Below are 24927 nucleotides of genomic sequence, written 5' to 3' on the forward strand. Positions count from 1 at the left end.
CCATCGATCAAGAGGTTCGTTTCGGACAGGTTGAGCAATAATCATCCTGTTTATCTGAGGTGATATAGTAGAAACAGCAGGTTTTACGTACTCTTAGCGGCTGCTCATATCCGCTTCTTGGTACCTTGGGACTGTTGAATTGCATCATGGGATTTCGCTTCTCTCCAAATAGATGCGCCGGTGCGGCGTGCAGCAAATAATGATAGTCTTCTTCCAATTGCCGTTGCTGCTCCGGAGTAGCTCTCTCCCCAAAATTTTTCTCATACAGCCAATAAACATAAATGGCCGTGTTCTCCCACAGAATTGATTTTGGCACTTTGGTAAGCTTGGCGAGAGCGCCCCATACCAAGGACAAATTCCCGGCAAACATTCGTTCCAGCACTTCATCCCGCCACTGGGCACGCCGTCCAGCAGCAGGCTCCATCATCGTCCAATCCTTCAGCCTGGCCTTGGGCAGCCAAGCCCCGCCGTGATATTCAGATTCCATCTCTCCGTTCTCCAGTTCCAAATTATAAGCCTTGTTGAAACAGGATATGGCATACAGATTAGCGGCGATGACTAAATAGGCGTAACGTTTGGCGAACATCGACACCGTAGCAACCGAGGAATCCGTCTCATAGATATGACTTACCTTCTGGAGATAAGCTTGACTTTTGTCCGGGTCCAGCAGGTCAGTGAACGGCAGACAGTAGGTGCGATCCTCCGTCACCTCTTGGGTTAACCGATAGTTATCAGCCAGAATTTGATATTGCTCCGGCTGCAACGAGTTGATCATAGCGTGGTTTTCCATGAATGCTCCTGCCCCTTCCATGCGGAATACATAATGGTGTGCCGAACAACGGATCAATCGTAATCTCGCATTCCATGCCAAATACGTCCCGAACGAGCTCGCGTGTCACAATATCCTCAGGTTGCCCTTGTGCATATATTGATTTGTCATTGACAGCTACAACATGATGCGCGTAACGACAGGCCAGGTTCAAGTCATGCAGCACCATCACAATGGTACGCTGTTCCTTCTCGTTCAATTCAAATAGCAGGTCCAGCACCTCAATCTGATGACTCATGTCCAGATAGGTTGTAGGTTCATCCAGCAATAAGGTGCCAGCCCCCTGTGCAAGCGTCATGGCAATCCATGCTCGTTGCCGCTGTCCACCGGACAACGCATCTACAGGCCGATCGGCTAGCTCCGTCAATCGTGTGGACGCAAGCGCCAGTTCCACCATTCGTTCATCTTCACGCGACCATTGCTTGAGCCAGCTTTGATGGGCGTATCTGCCCTGTCTGACCAATTGATTGACCGTCAGTCCTTCCGGAGCAGACGGACCTTGCGGCAAAATCGACATCCGCTTGGCAATCTCTTTGGTCGGCAGCTTGGCAATTTCCTCCCCACTCAGCAGGACCGTACCTGAGCGGGGCGCCTGCAAGCGGGCCATGGTACGCAGCAAGGTCGATTTGCCACAGCCATTGCTGCCGATCAGGACGGTAATTTGCCCTTGCGGTATCGTGAGGTTCAGGTCCTCGATGACGGGCTCGGGGCCATAGGCAATCGTTAGATTTTTGGCTTCCAATATGCTCAAGCTTCTCTCCCCCAATCAGAATTGATTTCTGTTCTTGAACAGCAAATATAAGAAGAATGGTGCACCGATTCCGGCGGTGAATACTCCAGCAGGTACATCCAGTGGCAAGAAGGCCGTACGTCCAATCAAGTCAGCTCCACACACCAGCAGTGCCCCTATTGGGGCTGATGCCAGCAGCAAATTACCGAACATGTTGCCGACCAGCCTTCTGGCGATATGGGGAGCGATGAGTCCTACGAAGCCAACTGTCCCTGCCACCGATACGGCAAAGCCGGCCAGCAGCACACTGCATAATAAGAGGCCCATGCGCTCACGCTGTACCGCTACGCCTAGCCCTGCCGCCAAATCATCACCAAAGGCCTGAGCATTCAGGCTTCGTGCGAACCATAGCGATAGAGGTATGATGAGCAATATGACCGGCAGAATGGTATAAACCTCACGCCAGGCTGCCCCGTAGACACTTCCTGTCAGCCAGATATAAGCCTGCCCCGCGCTATAAAACGGACTCAGGATCAACATAAACGTCGTCCCTGCCCCGGTGATTGAGGATACCCCAATGCCGATCAGCACTAACCGGATGGGGGTAACCCCCGACTTCCAGGCCAAAGCATAAATGATTAGCGATGTAACTAACGCGCCGATGACTGCAAAGAGCGGCAACAGCTTGATGCTGAGAGCTCCCCCCAATATAGTGACGAAGCCAACGGCTGCCGCGGCAGCGCCACCCGTAATTCCGATGACATCCGGCGAAGCCAGTGGATTGCGAATGATTCCCTGGAGAATCGCCCCGGACATACCCAGTGCGGCGCCTACCAAGATAGATAACAGCACCCGTGGCAATCTCAGCGTGAGCACCACAAAGTCATGCTGGCCCTCATTAAGTCCCAGAATGGTCCACAGCACTTGCAACGGAGAAATAAAATCACTGCCTATACTAGTGCCTACTATAGCGCAGATTAGCACCAACAACATCAGCGATGTGATGACCAGCACCGCCCGCCGCTCGATGAGGAAGGAGAACCTCTCCCCCTTGCTGCGGAGAACATACGTCTTTCTCATACCTTGGTCCCTCCCTTGCGCGCGATATAAACGAAGAACGGCCCGCCAATCAGGGCGGTAACGACCCCAATAGGCAGTTCATTCGGTAAAATAACCAGGCGCGCAATCACATCGGAACAGAGTAGCAGCACCGCTCCCCCAAATAGTGAATAAGGAATGAGCCAGCGATAATCATTGCCCACCAAAGCCCGCATGACATGAGGTACAACCAGCCCAACAAGGCCTACAGAACCGGCTACGGCAACGGAGCCTCCGGCCAGGAACACCACAACGCCGCCCATCAGCAACTTGACCAGCAGGACGTTTTGGCCCATTCCCTTGGCGATATCCTCACCGGTCAAGAGTAGATTAATTGCCCGGCCCATGAATAGCGCCACCACTGCAGCCACAGTCATGTACGGTAGCATGGGATACAACATTTCCAATGTGCGTCCGCTGACAGAACCCGCCAGCCAGAACAACACATCCTGCAACCCTGTTGAGTTCAGGACCAGCATCGCTTGCGTAAATGACGTGAACAAAGCCGTAATCGCCGTTCCCGCTAATACAATCTTGATGGGAGTGATTCCGTCCCGTCCGAGTGAGCCTAGCGCATAGACAATCAGCGCCGCTAAGGCTGCACCAGCGAAGCCAAACCACATCATCGTATTTAAGGAAGATACAGATAACACCACAATGGAGAACACAATGAAAAAAATGGCCCCGGCATTAATCCCGAACACGCTTGGTGAAGCTAGCGGATTTCGGGTGAGTGCCTGCATAAGCGCTCCGGCAACCGCCAGCGCTGCCCCTACCACTCCGGCGATAACCGTTCGGGGCAGCCTTTCCGTATGTAGCACGATATGTTCAATAGAATCTTCGTTATAATCCCTGAATGCTTCCACGGCAGTGGAGAACGTAATCTCCGTACGACCAAGCACCAGGCTGGCAGCAGAGGCTGCAATCAGCAGAACAAACAGGGCTACAAGTCCCCATATCTTCGATTTGTCTCGTAACAGCGGCAGCATAGTCTCACTCTTTCGTATATTGAAATGCACAGAGACCTGCCCTGTTAAAGGCAAGCCTCCCTGCTGCAATTAATTCAGCTTGAAGTATTCATACAGTTCGTCAAGCACCATGTGGGCTGTTTTGTAACCCCCGGCACTATTCCATGCCACCTCATCTACCTGGACGAGCTGACCATTCTTCACTGCATCCAGATTGGTCCACAGCTTGCTCTTGGTCCAATCTTCATAGTTCTTCTGGATGGCCTCGGTATCTGTGCCGGAATTAAAGTTGAAGATCAAGTCGGCGTTCATGTCGGGAATGCTCTCCTTGGATGCCAGGATGACTCCCCAGGTAGCATCATCATCATGACCTTCCGGTCTGGTGAAGCCAAGCTCCTTGAGAATTTTCCCGGCGTAGCCCATATAGAAGATCCGTACCTGATCTGCTCGGAAGTTAGTAATCGTTACCTCGATCGGCAGACGATCGCCCATCTTCTCCTTGAAGTCGGCTACACGCGCTTCCCAATCAGCCAGCAATTGATCTGATTCATCCTGCATGTTCATAGCTTCCCCGGTCGTGGCCAACGTCTCCTTCCAATCGAACAGAGTCTCGGTTACGACGGTAGGGGCAATTTGCGATAATTGCTCATAAATCTCTTCATGACGAATCTTTGTGGCGAGAATCAAATCCGGTTGCAGCTTATGAATCTCCTCCAGATTTGGTTGTGTTTCTTGCCCGATAACGGGTACACCTTCCAGATCGGCGCGCAGGTATTCATAAACCGGCTGCTGCACCCATGACTCCACAATCGCCGTTGGCGTTACGCCCAGCGAGACGACTACATCTGTAGCTCCTTGGAACAAGGTAACCACCTTCTTGGGTGTACCTGTAATTTCTGTTTCCCCCATGGCATGCTTGATCACGCGGGTATCTTCGGCAGCAGTGGATTCTGCATTGCCGCTGGCGGACTGTTCTGTATTCTCAGTCGCATTGGTCCCCTTGTTATTCGTTGTGCCTTCCGCTGCTCCTCCAGATGCACAACCGGATACAACAGCAATAATTAAAAGAAGTGCTATGGAGCTGAACAACCCTTTTCTCAACTTCAACATAATGACCATCTTCCCCCGCTTCTACCAATTGATATTGAAACTCATTATCATTTAGGATTGTAATAGAAGCCGCAAGCGATTTCAACACTTATTTTAAATTTATAATATTTTTTTAGTTGCAGAGGTTGTTTTTCACCACTCGGCCGTTCCTTGCTATATATGAAGTAGCAGGATTTCAGCGCAAAGGGGCACGAACATTTATGTCTATCAAGAATGGTGAGCAATATATTGAACGCATTGATCGGCAACACATCAACCTCTGGTATAACGGTGAGCGAGTAACCTCCCCCCTATCCGGTCATCCGGCCTTCCGTGGACTGATCCAGACGCAAGCTGAAATGTATGATTTACAGGGCCAGGACGGCTACATTGAGCTCATGACCTACATGTCACCAGCTACCGGAGAGCCGGTAGGCTTATCCTTTCTCCCTCCCCATTCTTATGAGGACCTAGTACGCAGACGCAAGCTGAATGAGATTTGGGCGGCACATCATCATGGTTTCCTGGGACGTTCGCCCGATTATATGAACACCGCCTTGATGGCCTTTTATACGGCGGCTTCGCTGTTGGAGGACGAAATGCCGGAATATGCCCACAATCTGCGAACCTATTACGCTTACTGTCGCGATCAGGATATCACCCTCTCCCATGCTTTTGTGCAGCCGATGGCCTCCAAATGGTCGGGACCGGCAGATCATGAAGCTTCGCTGGTCGCGAAAGTGGTGGAATCAGGACCGGAGGGTCTCGTGGTCAGCGGAGCCTTTATTATGGCTACTCAAGGGCCTACCTGTGAGGAAATTCTGGTCTTTCCCACCCCTTCCTTCACTCTTTCAGAGACCGACACGAATCCTAGCGCCTTTGCCTTCGCCATTCCCAATGATTTGGAGGGAATCACTTTTGTCTGCCGGGAGAGCTATGCTCGCGAGTCTACCTTCGATTACCCGTTAAGCAGCCGGTACGAGGAAATGGACACCATGGTTATCTTTGACCGGGTACGAATTCCGCGTGAACGTGTTTTTTATTACGGAGATGAGCGAATATACGATCGGCTGTTTCATGGGGGACATTTCCACGCCTATGCCGGACATCAGATTTGTTCCCGGTATATTGCCAAGACTGAATTCTTGCTCGGCCTCCTGCTGGGGCTGGCGGAGGAACAAAATTGTGATGACGAACCCACATTCAAAGAGCAACTGGCGAGTATTTTGGCCGGACTGGAAAATCTCAAGGCCTTAAGATTATCCTCCGAGATAAACGCAGTGCAAAGTGCTCAGGGCTACTTTGTACCAGAACTTGCCCCTCTGACTGCTGCGGGTCTGCAATATCCGAAGCTGCATGCGCAGATCATCCAAATGCTTCAGTCGCTAAGCGCCAGCCAATTGATTATGAATCCGGTAGAAGCCGACTTAACGTCCCCTAATCAGCGCGAACTGGAGGCCTATTTGCCGGGACTGTCCAGTTCGGCGAAGGACCGAATCGCCTTATTCAGACTGGCATGGGAGCTCGGAGCCGGACCTTTCGGGGGAAGACAAAGCCAATTTGAACGATTCTTCTTCGGTAACGGGAAGACTATCGCGGGTCGTATGAACGATTGCTGCAAGGAGCTTGAAGCGTACAAAAGCCGGGTTTACCGATTCCTTGGACGGGAGGGTTCCACTACGGAGAGGTAAAGGTTAACTAGAGAGGCTGGATTGCTCTACCGGACAAAATGCAGGCATGGGCCCCCTTCCCCTTCACATAGGCTATAACTAAGGAATTCAACGTGCAGGAGGGATAATTTCATGCAGATTCAAGTTCGGCCGGGTGATACGCTGTGGTACTATAGCCAGTTATTCCAATTACCGCTCCCCTTGATTCTGGATTCTAATCCAGGCATCGACGGTACCAGCTTGAGCGTAGGCCAGGAGCTACAAATCCCCGGATTTCTGGTTAGCGAATATCAGATCAAGGCTGGGGATTCCATCTGGAGATTAGCCAGAGATCGGGGGTTCCCACTGGATGTCTTATTACTGTTAAACCCCTCTGTCAATCCGAATCGGCTGGTTGTGGGAGAGCGATTGCTGCTGCCATTACGAGTAACCTGGTTTGTGGTCGATGTGCGCAACCCCTATGACTATCGTGCATTGAGAGCCGATTTAAACCGTTTAATGGAGCTGTACCCGTTTATAGCCTCTCGCTCAATCGGTAATACGGTTATGGGCAAGCCGATTCCAGAGCTAAGGATTGGCAAGGGCGGCAAGCAGGTACATGTCAACGGGTCCTTCCACGCCAATGAATGGATTACCACCTCCATCCTGATCAAATTTTTGAATCAATATTTGCTGGCAATCACGAACAATACGGACATCCGTGAGCTGCAAATGTGGCCGTACTATGAGGCCGTCACCTTATCCATGGTGCCTATGGTCAATCCCGATGGAGTTGATTTGGTCATTCAGGGGCTGCCAGACGATGAGCCTTACAGGAGCAACGTATTATCTTACAACGACGGGAACACAGATTTTCAAGGCTGGAAAGCAAATATTAACGGCGTTGATCTGAATGACCAGTTCCCTGCGCTCTGGGAACGTGAGGTGGCCCGCAACCCAGATCGGCCCGGCCCCAGAGATTACCCGGGTACCGCTCCGTTAACCCAACCTGAGTCCATCGCGATGGCCGAATTGACCAGACAGAGCAATTTTGCTCAGGTGCTGGCTTTCCATACCCAGGGCAAGGTTATTTATTGGGGGTTTGAACAGCTAGAACCCCCCTATGCCGAGACGATCGTTAACGAATTTGCCAGAGTCAGCGGTTATGAGCCAATACGTAATATTGAGAGCTATGCGGGTTACAAGGACTGGTTCATTCAGGACTGGCGACGTCCGGGATTTACCGTAGAGCTTGGATATGGGGTTAACCCTCTACCACTCTCGCAATATGACGAGATTTATGAACAAAGTCTAGGGATTCTACTGGCCTCCTTATATATGTGATATTGATTTGGCCGTTTCACTTAGAAGAATAGCAGCGCTTTGCTGATCCGCTACCAGGCGGGTTACGCGAAGCGCTGCTTCTTTCATCTCTCCACCAAACTTTATTCATTCCATGAAATAGAGTAAAATAAAGGAACGAGCCAATCTAACAGCAAGGAGCCAAAGTTATGAAAGAAAACAAATTATTCGTTACCATCGGCAGAATTATTATGATTGTTATCGGAGCCATGATTGCGGCGTACGGACTGGAAGCGGTCCTGATCCCCAACAACGTCATCGACGGTGGGGTGACCGGCGTAAGTATCATGGGTATGGACTTGTTCGGTATTCCCCTAGGTTTTTTCCTCTTCGTTCTTAACATTCCCTTTGTCTTCCTGGGTTACAAGCAAATCGGTAAAACCTTCGCTATTATGAGCAGCATCGGCATCGCGGCCTTGTCTGCATTCACTATTCTGTTCCATCACGTTGACACCATTTTAGGTCCCAAGGATCCGTTGCTTGTTGTTCTGGCAGGCGGTATGTTGCTAGGGATTGGCATCGGGATCGTACTGCGTAGTGGTGGAGCGCTCGATGGCTCCGAGGTGCTGGCAGTATTGTTGTCACGTAATATGCCCTTCTCGGTCGGCGACATTATCCTGTTCATTAACGCTTTTATCTTCATTGGCGCTGGGTTTATTTACGGACTGGAGAACGCGCTTTATTCTGCACTGACCTATTTTATCGCCAAAAATGTCATTGATATTATTCAAACCGGGTTAGAAAAATCCAAATCCGTTCAGGTTGTTAGCAGTAAGACCGAAGATATCGGAGCGGCCATTCAATCGCGCTTGGGACGTAGTGTCACCTTCATGCATGGGCATGGAGGATACTCGGGGGAAGCTACCGATGTCATTACATGCGTCATTAACCGGATGGAGGAAACCAAGCTGCTGTCCATTATCAAGGAGTTCGACCACAGTGCTTTCGTTGTCGTATCTGACGTATCCGAGGTTCGTGGGGGCAGCTTCAAGAAACGCAATATTCACTAGGAAGGAGCTTGCTGACCATGAAGCTTAATCGCTTAGGCTCTTCTGACCTGCTGGTAAGTGAGATCGGCCTTGGTTGTATGTCACTAGGCCAGGAAGAGAACAAAGCCATCTCTATCATTCACGAGGCACTTGATCGTGGAGTTAATCTGTTAGATACTGCGGATCTGTACGACAGTGGCCGCAATGAGGAAATCGTAGGCAAAGCTATTCGCGGTCGCCGTGACCGGGTTATTCTCGCAACCAAAGTGGGTAATAAGCGCATCCCGGGGGAAGAAGGCTGGAGTTGGGATGCTTCCAAGAGCTACATTCTCGCTGCGGTCAAGGACAGCCTGCGACGTCTGGGTACGGACTATATCGATTTGTACCAGCTTCACGGAGGAACTCTTGATGATCCTGTAAACGATACGATTGAAGCCTTTGAGCAACTGAAACAGGAAGGCTATATTCGTCAATACGGCATCTCCTCCATTCGCCCTAACGTAATTCGTGAATATGTAGGCCGCTCTTCTATCGTGAGCGTGATGAATGCTTACAGCATTGTAGATCGGCGTGCAGAGGAAGCTGTGCTACCACTTCTTCAGGAGCAAGGCATCAGCGTTATTGCCCGTGGCCCTCTGTCCAGTGGCGCCCTTGCTGCCAATCGACAACCGGTCAAGGGAGTACCGGATTACGAATTGACCGAGCTGCTTGAGCTTCGCCGGATGCTGGAGGAATCTCTCGTAACACCAGAACGTTCGCTGACCCAATTGGCCATTCGCTATTCGTTGGCCCATCCGGCAGTAGCCACCGTGATTCCGGGTGCCAGCTCAGGAGAGCAGCTTCAACAGAATCTCACAGCGGCCGATCTTCCGGAATTGACGGACGCGGAAGTCAGTCTCATCCGTGAAGCCAGCAAGGCCAATACCTACAAGCTTCATCGGTAATTGGCTGTAATTCTATCAGCTTAAGTAAAGCCCCCTGAACAATTCAGGGGGCTTTACTGCAATATAATCCGAATTCACCAATTCAGTACCATCAAGCGGCAGCTTTCCGCGGCTGTCTCTCCCCCAGCTTAAAGACGAAAATTCCTCCAACGATGACCAGCACGCCAAGCAACTGATTCAGCGTGAATGGGACCTTCTCCAAACCAAGCCAGCCCATGGAATCAAATAAGACGGCAAAGCCCAACTCCGAAGTCATCATAATAGCAATGGCATACGTGGGTCCCAGCAATTTGATGCCCTGCACCAGGCTGATAACCACACCTACACCAATCAAACCACTGAACCAAAACCACGTTTGCATGTTCGGCCAAAACCGGAACATCTCCATACCTTCAAAGCATAACCCCAGCAAAAAAGACGCTGCAAAGCCCAAGCCAAGCACCAGAGTTGTGGTCGTCCAGTTCCCCGTTCGTTCATTAACTTTCGCATTAAACACATTTTGCATCCCGACCAGGGTCCCGGCCGTTAGTGCCAATATCAATCCCGCAATCACATCTTCAACTCCTATTAGAAGTTGTTCAAAAAGTCGTCTTCCCAGGACGGAGTTGATTCGAGAAGTGAGTTCGACATCAAGAATCTTGAATTCAGCCGGGCCTTCCGTTGCTCACGTAGATCTGTCTACGCTCCGCTACTGAGTCCCTGACTTCATCCAACCTTCTCGGTTCTGCTAACCCGACTTTTTGAACTCGCACTATTTAGTACGACCTCAATTATTCATAAATATTGCGTTCGGCCAGGCGACGTAGTCCCGCCTGATCCGTCACGCGGATACGGCCGCGTTCACGTTCCACCAGTCCTTGGGCAGTGAATTTCTGGAGCACCCGATTCACGTGCCGGTAGCTGGTTCCAATCAAATTGGCCGCATCCACCAAGTCGCTTGTGCTTAGCTCGCCCCGGAACAGAATGTCCGTCTCATCGAAGGAGACAGATAGCAGATAGCTGGCTAGTCTGACCTCTACCGGGTAAAGCAAGTTAAAGCTCATGGAGCTGGATTTCATATAAAACTTCTTCGTGATGATATCCAGCAGAAAATTCAGCAGCGGCGAGTGATTACCGCATATTTTTTGCACCCAGCGATATTCCACAGCAATAGCCTGAACGGCCGATACGGCCTCAACGGTGTTAATGATATCTCCCGTGCGGATATACTCTATATCTCCGATTACCTCAAGTGGATTTTTGAACGATATGACCAAGGTACGGCCTTCCGGCGAGGTGTTATAGATCTTGATCTTGCCTTTAACCAGCACATACATCGTATGGGAAGGCTCGCCCTGGGCACAGATCAGTTCGCCTTCATCGAAGCTAATCAAGCTTAAATACGGTGTTAGCTCAGGAGTGAACACCTGATGTAGTTCGTATTTATCCATGTAGGCTTCCAGCAGCCCACGATCCGCAATCTCTCTCATCTTCGCCCCCGTTCTCCGTACCCCGGCTCCTAAAATTTCAAAATGATGACCCCCGCAATCATGAGCGCGATCCCCATAAACTGCGGCCAGCGCATCTGTTGCTTCCTTACACCAAACCATCCCATGCTGTCGATGAGGAAGGTGATGCATAGCTGGGCAATCAACAAAATGGAAATGGTCATGGTGACGCCCACCTGCTGAATTGCTGTAACGTTGGTAAATATGATAATCGCCGCCAATGCTCCTCCGCTCAAATAGAGCGGATGCACTCGCCCCAGTTCCTGCCTGCCACCGTCCCGTACTAAGGCCCAAATAATCAGGGCCGCCACAAAGCCGATAAACTGGGTTAAGGCGGCGGCTGGCCATGTCCCGATATCCGCGCTAATTCGCGTATTGGCGACTCCTTGTAGCGTAATAAAGGCCCCCGCCAGCAAGGCAAATAACAAACCCTTCATTTTCTCTCTCCTTCATCCTTACAACTTTCCGTAGCTCTCTGTCAATTTCTTATTTAAAGATATCTTTTCACGTTTGCAAAGGACATATGTCCTAAACGAAAAAATGCCCTTCATTGTAACATGGAAGGAACTAGGTATACAATAAAGCATACATAACAGAACGAGGTGCTATTTCTATATGACCGCAAAAACCAGCATGTCTTCTACCTACCAGGACGATCCGGAGATACAGCGTAAACGTTGGATGATTCTGATTGTCTTGAATCTGTTTACCTTCATGGCTACGCTTGATGGAAGTATTGTAAATATCGCATTGCCCGTCATTTCAGAGCAGATGAAATTGACGGTGGCTCAAGCGGAATGGATTGTCACTGCCTATCTGATGATGATTTGCGCGGCGATTCTCTTCTTTGGCAAGCTGGGCGATATCGTTGGCAAGATTAAGATATTTAAATGGGGTATGGTCATCTTTACGCTCGGCTCCCTGCTCTGCGGGTTCAGCGACTCCTTACCGATGCTGGTCGGCTCACGCTTGATTCAGGCCTTGGGGGCCTCTATGACAATGGCTAATAGCCAGGGCATCATTACGGACATCTTCCCTTCTACGGAGCGCGGCAAGGCGTTAGGACTGATCGGGACCTTCGTGTCCCTAGGCAGTATCGCCGGTCCAAGCCTGGGCGGGGTTATTGTCGCCAGCTTGGGCTGGGAATATATTTTCTGGGTGAATATTCCTGTGGGTCTGATTGCTATTGTGATCGGTTGGAGCCTGCTGCCTGAAGACCGGACACGCTTGCAGGTGCATATCGATAAAGCCGGGAGCCTTCTTTTCCCGCTATTTATTCTTGCGTTATTCTCCGGGCTGCTGCTTGGCCAGCAGGTAGGCTATCAGGATATTCGTATCATCGGCGCCCTTGTCCTGGCCGTTATTGTGTTCATTCTCTTTCTCGCGGTGGAAATGCGCCATCGCCAGCCTATGTTGCAGTTGAGCCTCTTCCGGAACCCTATGTTCAGTCTCAGCATCCTGTGCGGGTTCCTGGTGTTCGTGGCAAATTTTTGTTTTAATATCATCGCTCCATTTTACACGCAAAATATTTTGAATCTATCACCTTCCGAGGCCGGATTTCTGATGATGTTGTTCCCGATTGTGATGGTGATTGTCGCTCCGCTCAGCGGCGCTTTATCCGACAAGATCGGTTCCGAACTCCTTACCTTTGCCGGCCTGATCGTCATGGTCATCGCCCAGGTTGGACTGGCCCAGTTGCATGACCGGAGCCCAATCGCCTTAGTAGGCGTATGGATTGGCATGCTGGGTCTTGGCAGCGGCCTCTTCCAGTCGCCGAACAACTCGCTGGTCATGTCCAAGGTGCCGCGAACGCAACTTGGCATTGCCGGTAGCATTAACTCCCTCGTACGCAACATCGGCATGGTCGTGGGTATTACAGTCGCCACCACCACGTTGTTTAATGTTATGAGCAACCGGGCGGGCTACCGGGTCATCGGCTTAGTGCCGGATCGGCCTGATCTGTTCCTGTCCGGGATGCATGTCGTGTTCGTCACCTCGGCTTCAATCTGTCTCGTGGCAGGCTTATTGACAGGCGGCCGGCTCTGGTGGGCCCGGCGCACATTGCGGCGCAGTAAGGAATCATCGCAAACACTCTGAGCCTCTGCACCCTGCAAAGATCAAAAACAGCCCATTAGATAATACCTATCTAATGGGCTGTTTTTGGTTCATAGCGACAACGATCCTTACTAGTTAATGATCACCTTTGACCACAATATCATCAAATAACGCATTCACTGATGTCGTTCGGAGTCCAATTTTGCCGTTGGTTAACTCGTTAATGGGATTCGTCCATTCTATCTTCAGTGCTCCATCCACATAAGCCTTGATATTATTGCCTTGCACCACGGCTTTGAGCGTATACCACTGGTTGGTGGTAGCGGTAAATGGCGTGCTGGAAACGCTGGTCAAGATACCGTCGACGGCTTTGTAAAGCTCCAGCGTTTTGGCAGTTGAATTGATTCTGAACATGTAGTAATGATTGGTGTCCTGCACTCTGAAGGTAATTCCCGCATTCGCATTGGCGATGGGAACCTTCGCCTTGGCTTCGTAGGAATAATCCGTCCAGGCCTCACCGGCTGTAATCAGGGACGTGGCCGATGCCTTTTGAGCCAACGCCATGGAACTGTCTGTTACTACAATCCAGGAGCCGGAGTGAGCCGTCCAGCCTGCTGTATTTCCGTCCTCGAAGTTGTCGCTGAACAAGGTGATGTCAGGAATCGGATTGGGCGTTTCATTTACATCCGTAATTTGAATCGTAAATGCCTTCTCGTAATAGAGTCCACCTGAATCCACCGTTCTGACCCGAATCGAGTAGCTGGTTTTAGTTTCATAGTCCGGGGTTATTTTGAGGATTAGCGCATTTCCGGAAATATTAAAGCTTCCGTTATTGCTATCGCCAGCACCCGCGACCAGTTGGTAAATGAACGTATCCCCTTCATCTGGGTCAGTCGTGGTAAAGGTGCCCACGCTGCCTCCGGCCGTTGTATGTTCAGGCACTTGGTTATGGCTTAACGTAAGATTTGTAGGAGCTTTGTTCAAGCTGGACACGACGGCATTATCAAACAGCACATCCGCAGATGTAGTTCTGAAGCCGATTTTACCGCTCGTTAACTCGGTCACGGGATTGGTCCATTCCGTCTTCAATGCTCCGTCCACATAACCTTCGATGGTGTTGCCCTGGACCACCACTTTAAGGGTATACCACCGCTTGGCGACTGCGGCAAAACTCGCATTGGACACTTTCGTCAAAGTCCCATTAATACTCTTGTATAGCTCCACCTCTTGTGCCGTCGCATTAATTCTATACATATAGTAATTGTTCGTATCCTTAACCCGGAACACAATTCCGGCATTTGCGTTATTGATCGGCATCTTCACTTTGGCTTCATAAGCGTAATCAGTCCACGAGCTTCCAGCCGTAATAAGCGACGTTGCCGTGGCATTCTGCGCCAGAACTTTCGTATCGTCCTTGGCTATGCTCCAGGAACCGGAATGAGCGGTCCAGCCTGCTGAATCTCCGTCTTCAAAATTATCGCTGAACAGTGGAGGTCTGGAGTTAGCAAAGATCACTCCGTTGACATTGCTATTGACAGTAATCTTCATATCGCTTAGTTGCGTAGCTAGCTCGCCTTTCACAACCACATCCGAGAACATAACCCCGTCAACCATGCCGCCTTTCGTGGCGTTTCCAGACAGCCTGGAGTTTTGTGAACCCAGTTCACGAATGTTAATGTCCTTAACGATTACATTGCTGATATCCCCGGACGTGCTGGTGGATACCCCAAGCCAGTAGTTGCCGAACTGATTAATGCCAACCCGCTCAATATCGATGTTCTCAAACGTAATATTTTGAGCGTAGCCTTCCTCCGGAAGTGTGTTGTATTGGTAACCATGATCGATGAGTAGGGCCCGGGCGCTCTGATATACATAGGAATTTCGCACGGTAACGCCGATTTGCGGTTGAGCTACGCCCATCCCAATCTTGAAGGCAGCACATCTTGTCCAAGCGAAAGCATCATCAAACACCACATTCTCCAAATGCTCAAGTTGGCCCGGCCACCCTTTGGACATGCCTGTTTGCAGCCAGGTTTTCGTGGAATAGGTATCATCATCCGAAATCGCAATTGCATGCTTCACCAGCACGTCTTGACTTTCATTAATGTCGATCACGTCGTTTTCAAGCTTGTGCAGATCTTGAAATCCCTTGAGATTCGTAATGGTGACATGATCGGAGCGAACCACCATGAACGACCAGAAGCCAGCATCCCGTAAAATTAAACCATCAAATGTAAAATGGGAAGTTGCGAGCGGAACGAGCAGGTTGTTGATGAATCCTTCATTTTTGTGTGGTGCGGGCATCTTGCGGTCGCGCATTTCCATGCCCTTCCCGTCAATGGTACCCCGGCCCCGCAGAGTTATATTGCTGGAGTTAATCGCTGTACGGATAAAATAGGTTCCATCCCTGTTCAGCGAATCCTTGCGGAAGTCATTGGCGTAGTCCTCTCCCTTGCCTGTGCCGACAATGACGGCACCCCCGGCCAGATAGAAGGTTACGTTGCTCTTCAGCGTCAGGTTCCCGCTCTTATAGACCCCGGCTGGAACAAACACAGTACCTCCGCCCGCCTGGTTCGCATCGTCAATCGCTCTCTGAATAGCTGTAGTTGCCATTGTATTGCCTGTGCGATCCGCATTGTACGGCGATTGGGTCACGTTATAGATCCCAGGGCCCGAAGAAGCGGGAATATCCGTCTCCAGAGGGTCGGCGGCAATGACGATTTTTTTGAGATCATTGATTTTAACAATGACATAGGTTGAGGAGGATAGCGTAAACGTCAGCTTTTTCCCACTCACTGTACCCTGAATATTTTTGGCCATCGGACTGATGGAATAAGAATCTATATTTTCGCTGGCCGTCACTTCGAGGGTTACAGTTCCGGAGAAGGAAAATTGGGCGTAGTCGTAATCGCTCACGTAAGCGATAACGGGCACGCTGTTGCCATTTGCTTTTAAAGAAAATACGCTAGAAGCGGTATAAATGGAAGGCATGGGATAGTTCTGAATTGTAGCAGCAAGATCGGTGATTTCAAAGGCTGCGGGGTCCAGAGCCTCCAGGTACACAGCATCCGTCACGCTAGCCTCTTCCAAGGCTTCGGGCGAAGGTTCAGGCTCGGCTACGAGGATTGGCTCGTCTTCACTGATAGGTAAGGGATCATTTACAATGACCTCACCGCCTGCATCCATCTCGGCTAAGCCCTCCTCATCGATGGAGATTATAGTATGATTCTCGGCAAGCATATTTGCAGAAGCCATTTGCGGTAATAATCCTGAGATAAAGACGGCAAACAGTAACAATAAGGTAAATGCTTTTCTATTAAACATAAGTACCTCCTCCTACTCTATTAAATTGCCTGCAATTCCCCTTGATACATCATGTGCATAATCTCGTGTTGTAAGCGCTAACACAATTGCTGATACAAAGGTAAATATTTTCATACCTCCCTCTTTTTATGATGCGAATCCATTTCATTATAGTCTTGTCCCATGCCAAAAAGAGTGGGGTAAGCCCACTCTCTAGGGATACAAACTTATGAATTGATCATATTGGGAAACCGCTGACCTAACACTTCATAACCTTCGGCCCCAGGGTGCAGGCCATCTGTTAATAAGGCTGCATCCTCTGCTCCAAGCCAACCTAGTCCATCCTGATAGTATAGATGTCGGTCTCCCCGTTCTTGCAACATCCGAATAGTCTCACGAATGGCCTCTCGCATCATCGGCAAGGTGAAGCCCAGCGAATTAGGTTCTGTCTCACGATGGGTGCCATAGATTGGGGAGATCACGAGCAGCGGCGTATTCGGGTGCTTATCGCGAATGGTCTCCAGCAGTCCGATCAGCAGCGGCTGGAACATACGTGGGCTTAAGGTGCCTGCTCCATAAATGTTCACACCTACACAAAGTGAAATGAAATCAGCGGGCAGGTCGCGAATCAACCGTCCGATCATCGGCTCCATGTGGCAATTGCCGGAGAAGCCGAGATTCGTCAGGTTGAAGCCACACTTAGCTGCTGCAATAGCAGGCCAGGCACGTGTGGGGCTGGAAGCAGCCACGCACTGGGTGATGGAGCTGCCGTAAGTGATCCAGCGCGGTCTCTTGTCAATGAGCGGCTTCGCCGACGCTTCCTCATCGATCCACAGGCCGGTCAGGGTCATTCCTGTATTTTGCGGGAGCCAGATTTCCAGCTCCTTGAAGCCGCTCGGAATAGCTTTATCAAATAATGCGTTCGTCGCTCCGTCCGGCAGAGGGAGTGTCTGAATCAACCGCCCATCTACGAGGCAATCCAGTGCGGCAGCTTCCGCAAGTGGTGTGAAGGATAGCTTAATTACCTCTGCATCCGTGTACATCCGTAAGCGGATACCGGCACAAATTGCGGCCTTGCCTTCAATCCCCTCAGGTGGATACAAATTATAATCCTGGTATGGGATGCGCCAGGGCTTGATTCCATAATCCAGATGCTCTAGTGAAACGGCTCCATGGAACCAATTATCTGTTAAGTCTATCTGTTTCACAACGCATCGCTCGCCTTCTTGCTCCCGGCCAGCACGAAATCCTCTCCTAGCCACACATCCTGCTCCAGTAGTCGCCGCTGAAGCTCGGTGACAGATATGCCACGCGAGGTATTGCCATCCTGCAGTGCCAAGGCAGCCGCTGTTCCAGAAGCCTGCCCCATGGAGAAGCAGTTGGGCATTACCCGCAAGGAGCCTTGTACCGCCCGGTCCGAGGATACGGAGCGACCAGCCACCCAGAGGTTGTCAATTCCAACGGGGAGCATAATCCGGTACGGTACCCCATGCGAAACGCCTGGGGGCAAGTGGTTGAAGGTCATCTCACTTTGGCTGTTGGCGAGATGGATATCAATGTAGTAAGCGTTACGGGCGATGTCATCCGGGAAGGAGCGCGCAGCCTGAAAATCATCCACCGTCAGCACATAGTCCCCTTCAATGCGCCGGGTCTCCCGGATACCTAGCTGCTCTCCGCTGGCTACCATATGGGCGTGTTCAAAGCCGGGGACATAGCGGCGGAAGAATTGCAGTTGACGCTCAGCGGTGCGGCGTCCTTCGATGGCGCCCCGCGTTAAATCCTCGGCAAGCGTACCGTCCACACCAAAGACATGGCCGAAGTTAACTCCCACCAGATAGTCACTGACCCAGGCCAGGCCAGAGATTGACTTGCGTCCCTCCGGCAACGCTCCATCCTCAATCGCTTGTTCCACCGTCTTGTGCAGTTGGCCGGTGTCCCCGCTCTCCTCTAGGAAGCGCTTGAACTTTGGACGATCTACATTGGCAAGCAAATAACACATACTGCCTGGTTGGAGTTCTCCCGCTTCTCCACCCTTCTGGAAAGGAACTCCCGCCAATGCCGCGATATCCCCATCCCCCGAGCAATCAATAATATAGCGGCAGCAGATAAATGATCTTCCGGTTTTGTTAACCACCACGACGCCTTGCACGTTTCGGCGATCCTCCGAGAGTACAACGTCATAGACAAAGCTATGATATAGCGGCGTTACCCCGCTTTCCAAGATGGCATCGTCATAGACTCGCTTCAGCACCTCCGGATCGATGGGCACCCAATCCAGCAGTTCCCGGTATTCCTCGTAATACTCCGGTTCGCAGCCTTGCTTCATCCGCTCCATCAGCTTCAGGCCGAGACCGCGGATAATGGGCTTCTGCTTATCCGTAAAGGGACAAAAGGCTGGAACCAACGCAACCGTGCCCATGCCACCAAGGAATCCACGCTGTTCCACCAGCATCGTGCGGGCTCCCCCTTCTGCGGCGGCAATGGCTGCTGCAATCCCGGAAGCCCCCCCACCGATGACCAGTACATCGACTTTGTGGGCCACCGGAATATTAGCCGAAGGCAGTGTAATCTCCTTAGTAATCATCAAAAAACCCCTCCAATCGGTGTTCCAATTAATTGGTCTTCCCTTCAAGACAGAGACGCAACAGGTCATCCACATCCGCAGTTGCCAGGCACTCTACCGTATCAGCGGCACCGTAGTAGATTTTGACTTCTCCGGAATCCTCCAGAATCATACCACCCGGGAAAATGACATCATTGCGGAAGCCACCACTGATTTCATATTCCGCCTCCGGCGCAAGCAGCGGTGCCACCGCTCTGCCAATGATTCGGCTTGGGTCAGCCAGATCAAGCAACATAATACCGGCGGTATAGCGTTTCTTCCAGCTATCCTCCCACCCGTTCTTGCCCCGGCCAAGATCCAGATCCACGGCATGGAACAGAGTCAGCCATCCCTTATCCGTCTTGATAGGTGGGGCACCCGGTCCTACCTTGTCGTTGGCAAATGCGACATCTTCAACGGTCAGCAGCAGCCGGGAGTTGCCCCAGTATTTCAGGTCAGGCGAATCGCTCATCCACATGTCAAATCGGTCCTTCCCTCCCCGGCTGTATACGGGCATGGGGCGCTCCAGACGTACATAGTTCCCTCCGATTCGCTCCGGGAGCAATACCATGTTCCGGTTGTCCGGTAACGACAGGCTAAGCACTTTAAAGGAACGGAAATCCTCGGTTACCGCAATCCCCCCGCGCAGCCCATGCTTTGTATCGACGGCAAAACACATATAACATTGCTCTCCAATCACGGTCAGGCGCGGATCATATACCCGGACAACCTCTTCGTTATGCCAGGACCAGCAAGGCTCAAGCTGAACCTCCCACTTGATTCCGTCATCGCTAAAGGCCAGTCCAAGGTTAGTCGTATGATGTGGAGCGACAATTCCTTGCTGTTCATCCCCGTAATCATTGCGGAAAACCATGACATATTTGCCCTTGAACTTGGTAACCCCCGCATTGAAGACCATTGCCGGACCATAAGGCACATCCCCCGGTGACAGAATTGGATTATTTGCATAGCGGGTAATGACCGGGCTGGAAGCCAAGGGTCCAATTGTAAACTGACTCATAACCTGATGCTCCTTTTGTATGAAATATGATGGAACTATATAGTGAACCTCTAGCCTTTGACCGAACCTGCGGTCACCTGGATAAACGTCTTGTTGGCCAAAATATATACCAGCAGCATCGGCAGGATTGACAGACAAGCCCCTGCCATCATCAGATGAATCTGCATCGCTGCGGAAGAACCATAGCGCAGATTGGCCAATCCTACCGTGAGCGTTTGTAGCTGTGGATTGGTCATTGTGAATACCAGCGGCAGAATGTATTCATTCCAGGCATGGCGGAAGGCGAACAGTCCGGCTACGCCTAGCCCTGGCGTCAATAGCGGTAGAATAATCCGAAAGAACGTACGAATGAATCCGGAACCGTCCACCATCGCTGCTTCATCAAGCTCACGAGGGATGGCTTTGAAGAAACCTTGCAGCATAAAGAATGTACTGGAATGCGCGCTGATCAGGATGAGAATAACTCCCCAGAGTGTCGTATTCAGATGCAGCGCCACCATGAGATCAAATTGTGGACGTAATACGATAGCGCCAACCGATATAAACATCATGGATGCTTGCACGGTCACATAAAGCGACTTACCGGGAAAGTTGCGCCGATCCACGACATAGGCCGCCATCGAAGCAACCAATAGCGTGCCTATCGTCACCATAATACTGACAAAAGCACTGTTCCAGGTGTAACGTGCGAAGTTCGCCTGCTTCCAGGCCTCCACATAATTGACGAATTGCAGCTTGGCTGGCAGCAGGCTTCCTCCGGTCATCATCTCGGCTCCGGTCTTCAGAGAACCCGAGACGGTCATGAGCAGAGGGAACAAAGTTAATAGCGCAGTAATTAATAACAATAACCACATGGCTGTGCGGGCCACCACTCTGCCTGTGGAGCCGGAAGGCGTCCGTGCGGCAAGCTTGCCTCGTCCGTCCGGCTGCGGGGATATTACCTGTTCGTTCATATGATGAACCTCCTGTCCCTAATACACCTTGCTCATTTTGCGGCTCAAGAAGAAATACAAGCCGGTAATTGCCCCGACGATAACGGCGCTGGCGAAGCCAACGGCACTGCCATACCCAAGCTGCTGCACTACGGGCGAACCTGTCGATACCGGGAACAACAATTTGTAGAGATAAAGATACATGACCTCGGTTTTGCCGATTGGCCCCCCTTCCGTAATGACCATAATGCTCTCATAGCCCTTCAGGGAAGCAATAATCGCCAGCATCATGACCATTTGGGCAACCGGGGCCAGCATGGGAAGAGTAATGTTCCAGAAGCGTCTTCCCGCATTCGCTCCATCAATGGCTGCACTTTCATACAAATCCTGAGGAATACTTTGCAATCCGGCCAGGAACAGCAGCATATAGTTACCAACCGCGCCCCATACCGCCACCAGAATGACTGTGAGCATCGCATGCTTGGGCCCGAGCCAGTCAATCGGCTGCGACACTAAATGCAGCTTCATCAGCACGGTATTGACCATACCGTTATACGAATTGAAGATATTATAGAATACTACTGAAATGACGGCCGTACTGATGACCGTAGGCATGAAGTAAATGCCTCGCAGCAAATTGCTGCCCCGCAGCTTGCCGTTCAGAATAACCGCTAACAGCAATGACAACGGCAGGGTTAGCAGCAGCTTGCCTCCGGCATAAACAAAGGTGTTGCCCACCGATTCCCAGAACAGTCCGTCACGCATTAACCGGCGGAAATTGTCCAGGCCGACGAACAGCGCCTCGCCATATCCGGCATAATCGTAAAACATATAGCGCAGCATCCAAAGCAATGGATAGATGCCCAGGGCGACCGTCAAAATGATACTCGGAATGAGGAACAAGGTATTCTCCCCTAGCCGCTTCCAGTTAAAGCTCATGATTGATTCCTCCTTCGGAAAAAGAAAGGGGCCCTGCGCCAAGAAGTGCGCGGTAGCCCCAACCTTCCTGTTATTCTCCCTGCGGTTTGCTTGGATCAAAAGCAGGATTTGGTGTTACGGTAACTTCGCCTTTTTCCACTGATTTGCTTAAAGCTTCGTTATATTTTGCGTTCAAATCCGCTGTGACCGCTTTCAAATCTCCGCCGTCAAGCATGTATTTGAAGAAAGCATCCGCATAGGTGGAACCTTCTGGTGTTACGCTTGGTGTAGCCGGCCAAAGCGAGTCATGTTCTCCAACCAGGAAGCCCTCCATACCTTCTATTTCCGGATTTTTAGCCTGTTCCACAATACGTGGCACGATAGCGATGCCGAAGCCCTTCTCATGATAGGTCTTCAAGACTTCGTCCCCATACATGTATTGCATGAACTTCCAGGCTGCTTCCTGATGAGCGGATGTGGCGCTAATGCCAAGCCAGGTCCCGGCGGATACAATCTCTGATGTTCCCTTGATCTGTCCGTCCAATGTTGGAGCCAAGGCACCCGCCCAATCAATCTCCGTCGGGAACTGATCCTGATACACCCCTGGTTCCGTCGAGAAGGAGAGGTACATCCCGATTTTGCCTGCCGCGAATTGAGCCCGTAACGGGTCGATATCCAGCGATTCTGCGCCAGGGAGAATACTTCCGTCTTCATACATTTGTTTGAAATACTCGATTACCTGAGAATAAGGCTCGAAATCGAATTGGCCTGTTTTCATATCAAAGCCCAGTCCCTGATGACCGCTTAAGGAGAGAATTTCCCGGATTGAACGGTCAAATGCCGACTTCGGACTTTTAAAGTTCAGCGCAAAGCCATAGATGCCTTCGGACTTGCCCATTTCGGTAATCTTCTTGGCAGCGTCCACCATTTCTTGCAGTGATGCCGGAGGATTGGCGATGCCAGCCTTGGCGAAGAGATCCTTGTTGTAGACCATCCGCAAGGTAAGCCCCGTATTGGCCAAGGAGTATACCTTGCCATCAAAACGGTTCACATTGTCGATCAGCAAGCCCCCGAATTCCGTCTTCATGTCGTCAGTCAGAAAATCATCAATCGGAGCAAGATAGCCTTTTTTAACAAACTCACCTGTATTACCGCTCTTGAGACGCAGCACATCCGGCGCCTGGTTGCTGGAGAAGGCAATGTCAACGCTTTGTGCGTAGTTCTCGGACATCACCGTCAATTCAACCTGGATATTCTCACCGTTGGTCTCATTGAACTTGTTGATCAATTCCTTAATATACTCCTGGTCGTGACGATCATCGGTCCAGTATTTAAGCTGTATAGGCTCGCCTGTGGCCGTGTTGCCGCCTGTTTCTGTTGCCGGATTTGCTGCATTGCCTCCCGGCCCTTCCGTCGCAGCGTTGCCGTTGTTCCCGCCACAACCTACGATGCCTGCGGTCAGCAAGAGACTCAATCCGAGGCCTAACCATTTCTTTTGCATACCTTCTACCCCTTTAATTGACGATTTTATGATGAGCTCGATTTTTATTATAGGCCCTCGGCCCTGGAAATGGAGTGAGGCAGACTCACTGTTCAGGGACAGAATTCTATTCCGTTCTCATCAAATTTCCGTAGATATGCCACTAACTCATGAAAGTTGACCCAGGAAATTCCAATCTTCTGATCCGCTGCACCATAAGACATGATCAAATCCTCCCCCATGACAATTCCTCCAGTGGTGAACAGACAAGGTGTCGGGTAATCCTCCGGCATTTCCCAATCCCGCTCCGCAAACATCAGGCGGTCTGAGCACCGGTGAATCACTAGGGGGAAATCGTCTTCCTGTTCTCTGAGAATCATAAAGGATTGCGTATATCCAAGCTGCGCATCCTTCTTCCCGTGGTAAGATAGCAGCCACTCTTTATTGCCCAGAGATACCGGTGGCCAGCTAGCGCCGACCCGATTCTCTTCCCACTCAAAGACGGGATGGGCCAGCAGTCTATGGCTCGCATTGGGCGAAGCAAAATCCTCTATCCTTTCCGCTGCCGCTAAGTAAATGGAAGGCTTATGAACCGCTCCCCCTCCTTCGAACGGAACCACTTTCATCGGGCGATGCACCATCAGATACTGCTCTTTACCGGCAATCCTCATTTTCTCGGGGAACAAGAACACATCTCGGTTATCACTTACATGTCCCTCAGTAAGCGGGCCCACATATTGAAATGCGCCTTCATAGTTCCCTTGCTTCAACTCGTTCAGATTTAGCTTGTAGAGAACACTGACGGTATCATTGGAACGGGCGGTTAGGACAAACGGCTCCGCCTCGTTTCCTTCAAATATCCAACTCGGCACATATTCAAAACGTGTTTGTACCGGAGGATGCTGACTACTCAGCCAATACGGGCCAGGAGGAAACGGGCGGCAAGCAACCGTCAAATAGAGCTGTCCTTCAAGATAAAAGATACGTGGATCTTCCACGCAACCATTAGCATAATTCAGCACCTTGTCGCCGTGAATATCCGTGATATACAGCTCATGCTCCTCATAGCCCAAGGCTGGAGCCAGGGCAGGTCTGGAGAAGTCTGCCTCCCAGGTTTGTCCCCCATCCTTGCTCTTGGCATAACCCAGGAAAATCGGGTAAGGGTCGTGGCAGCCTGCTCTTCTCTTTTGTGACCACGGACCGGTTGCCCGAAAGAGCATATGAATCTCATCAGAGTTTGGATCTTTAACGATAGCGGGATTCAATACCATCTTGTCTGCCCAACTGCAACCGGGTACAGGTTCAAGGGCAGGCTTGTTCAAATAGCGGAATTGGGGCTTCATAGGTTCCTCCTGTTTTACCATTTTTCCATTTCATTAAACCCTAAATGTGAAAGCCTTTCCACCCTCTCGCAAAAACAGTAAGATGCATCAAATAGAAAAGGAAGATCCATCATTCTCGCCAAGCTTTT

The 24927-nt window shown here is 50.8% G+C and carries 21 protein-coding genes; 5 read left to right on the top strand and 16 right to left on the bottom strand.

What is annotated here, in order from left to right:
* Window positions 1-7 precede the first annotated feature (7 nt).
* The 5 genes from BN3279_RS19535 to BN3279_RS19555 all read right to left on the bottom strand — a co-directional run bounded on the left by BN3279_RS19535 (window position 8) and on the right by BN3279_RS19555 (window position 4735).
* The gene (locus BN3279_RS19535; protein ID WP_157686467.1) at window positions 8-790 is read right to left on the bottom strand and encodes an IucA/IucC family C-terminal-domain containing protein; all 783 of its coding nucleotides are present in this window, start codon (window positions 788-790) and stop codon (window positions 8-10) included.
* A complete protein-coding gene (locus BN3279_RS19540) occupies window positions 732-1580 on the bottom strand; it encodes an ABC transporter ATP-binding protein (RefSeq protein ID WP_059053168.1) in 849 nt (282 codons plus the stop codon). The genes BN3279_RS19535 and BN3279_RS19540 overlap by 59 nt, the downstream gene beginning before the upstream one ends.
* A 15-nt stretch (window positions 1581-1595) precedes the next feature.
* A complete protein-coding gene (locus tag BN3279_RS19545) occupies window positions 1596-2639 on the bottom strand; it encodes a FecCD family ABC transporter permease (RefSeq protein WP_059053170.1) in 1044 nt (347 codons plus the stop codon).
* Entirely contained in the window at window positions 2636-3646 is a 1011-nt protein-coding gene (locus BN3279_RS19550) for a FecCD family ABC transporter permease (protein WP_059053172.1), read from the bottom strand. The genes BN3279_RS19545 and BN3279_RS19550 overlap by 4 nt, the downstream gene beginning before the upstream one ends.
* A 69-nt stretch (window positions 3647-3715) precedes the next feature.
* A complete protein-coding gene (locus tag BN3279_RS19555; RefSeq protein WP_059053174.1) occupies window positions 3716-4735 on the bottom strand; it encodes an ABC transporter substrate-binding protein in 1020 nt (339 codons plus the stop codon).
* A gap of 200 nt (window positions 4736-4935) precedes the next feature.
* Between BN3279_RS19555 and BN3279_RS19560 the strand changes: the two genes are divergently transcribed.
* The 4 genes from BN3279_RS19560 to BN3279_RS19575 all read left to right on the top strand — a co-directional run bounded on the left by BN3279_RS19560 (window position 4936) and on the right by BN3279_RS19575 (window position 9658).
* Complete coding sequence (locus tag BN3279_RS19560; RefSeq protein ID WP_059053176.1) at window positions 4936-6405, top strand: 4-hydroxyphenylacetate 3-hydroxylase family protein; 1470 nt, start codon at window positions 4936-4938, stop codon at window positions 6403-6405.
* Between the two features lie 111 nt (window positions 6406-6516).
* Window positions 6517-7707 carry a M14 family metallopeptidase gene (locus tag BN3279_RS19565; protein ID WP_059053178.1) on the top strand — a complete coding sequence of 397 codons (1191 nt, stop codon included), beginning with the start codon at window positions 6517-6519 and terminating at the stop codon, window positions 7705-7707.
* A 167-nt stretch (window positions 7708-7874) separates the two neighbouring features.
* Window positions 7875-8735 carry a YitT family protein gene (locus BN3279_RS19570; RefSeq protein ID WP_059053180.1) on the top strand — a complete coding sequence of 287 codons (861 nt, stop codon included), beginning with the start codon at window positions 7875-7877 and terminating at the stop codon, window positions 8733-8735.
* 17 nt (window positions 8736-8752) lie between these two features.
* Window positions 8753-9658: an aldo/keto reductase gene (locus tag BN3279_RS19575; protein ID WP_059053182.1), complete on the top strand. Its 906-nt coding sequence runs from the start codon at window positions 8753-8755 to the stop codon at window positions 9656-9658.
* A gap of 91 nt (window positions 9659-9749) precedes the next feature.
* Here BN3279_RS19575 and BN3279_RS19580 read toward each other — a convergent pair whose 3' ends face one another.
* From BN3279_RS19580 to BN3279_RS19590, 3 genes are all read right to left on the bottom strand, one after another.
* On the bottom strand, window positions 9750-10211 hold the full coding sequence (locus tag BN3279_RS19580; RefSeq protein ID WP_059053184.1) for a DMT family transporter: 462 nt from the start codon (window positions 10209-10211) through the stop codon (window positions 9750-9752).
* Between the two features lie 217 nt (window positions 10212-10428).
* On the bottom strand, window positions 10429-11127 hold the full coding sequence (locus BN3279_RS19585; protein WP_059053186.1) for a Crp/Fnr family transcriptional regulator: 699 nt from the start codon (window positions 11125-11127) through the stop codon (window positions 10429-10431).
* Window positions 11128-11156: 29 nt separating this feature from the next.
* The gene (locus BN3279_RS19590; protein ID WP_059053187.1) at window positions 11157-11582 is read right to left on the bottom strand and encodes a DMT family transporter; all 426 of its coding nucleotides are present in this window, start codon (window positions 11580-11582) and stop codon (window positions 11157-11159) included.
* Window positions 11583-11760: 178 nt separating this feature from the next.
* Between BN3279_RS19590 and BN3279_RS19595 the strand changes: the two genes are divergently transcribed.
* Window positions 11761-13242 carry an MFS transporter gene (locus BN3279_RS19595; protein ID WP_059053189.1) on the top strand — a complete coding sequence of 494 codons (1482 nt, stop codon included), beginning with the start codon at window positions 11761-11763 and terminating at the stop codon, window positions 13240-13242.
* Between the two features lie 93 nt (window positions 13243-13335).
* Here the strand turns inward: BN3279_RS19595 and BN3279_RS19600 are convergent, their stop codons facing one another.
* The 8 genes from BN3279_RS19600 to BN3279_RS19635 form a co-directional block, all read right to left on the bottom strand.
* Window positions 13336-16524, bottom strand: coding sequence for a 3-keto-alpha-glucoside-1,2-lyase-like domain-containing protein (locus BN3279_RS19600; protein ID WP_059053190.1), 3189 nt, complete (start codon window positions 16522-16524; stop codon window positions 13336-13338).
* Between the two features lie 206 nt (window positions 16525-16730).
* Window positions 16731-17711: an SGNH/GDSL hydrolase family protein gene (locus BN3279_RS19605; RefSeq protein WP_059053192.1), complete on the bottom strand. Its 981-nt coding sequence runs from the start codon at window positions 17709-17711 to the stop codon at window positions 16731-16733.
* Window positions 17708-19087 (bottom strand): FAD-dependent oxidoreductase, encoded by a 1380-nt coding sequence (locus BN3279_RS19610; protein ID WP_059053194.1) that lies wholly within the window; start codon window positions 19085-19087, stop codon window positions 17708-17710. Before BN3279_RS19610 ends, BN3279_RS19605 begins: the two co-directional genes overlap by 4 nt.
* A 28-nt stretch (window positions 19088-19115) precedes the next feature.
* Entirely contained in the window at window positions 19116-20126 is a 1011-nt protein-coding gene (locus BN3279_RS19615; RefSeq protein ID WP_089153490.1) for a glycoside hydrolase family 130 protein, read from the bottom strand.
* 50 nt (window positions 20127-20176) lie between these two features.
* Window positions 20177-21079 carry a carbohydrate ABC transporter permease gene (locus BN3279_RS19620; protein WP_059053196.1) on the bottom strand — a complete coding sequence of 301 codons (903 nt, stop codon included), beginning with the start codon at window positions 21077-21079 and terminating at the stop codon, window positions 20177-20179.
* Window positions 21080-21097: 18 nt separating this feature from the next.
* Window positions 21098-21997, bottom strand: coding sequence for a carbohydrate ABC transporter permease (locus BN3279_RS19625; protein ID WP_059053197.1), 900 nt, complete (start codon window positions 21995-21997; stop codon window positions 21098-21100).
* A gap of 70 nt (window positions 21998-22067) precedes the next feature.
* On the bottom strand, window positions 22068-23477 hold the full coding sequence (locus tag BN3279_RS19630) for an ABC transporter substrate-binding protein (RefSeq protein WP_059053199.1): 1410 nt from the start codon (window positions 23475-23477) through the stop codon (window positions 22068-22070).
* 92 nt (window positions 23478-23569) lie between these two features.
* Window positions 23570-24799, bottom strand: coding sequence for a glycoside hydrolase family 130 protein (locus tag BN3279_RS19635; RefSeq protein ID WP_059053201.1), 1230 nt, complete (start codon window positions 24797-24799; stop codon window positions 23570-23572).
* Window positions 24800-24927 lie beyond the last annotated feature (128 nt).

This window comes from Paenibacillus senegalimassiliensis (genome assembly GCF_001486585.1).
Taxonomy (GTDB): Bacteria; Bacillota; Bacilli; order Paenibacillales; family Paenibacillaceae; genus Fontibacillus; species Fontibacillus senegalimassiliensis.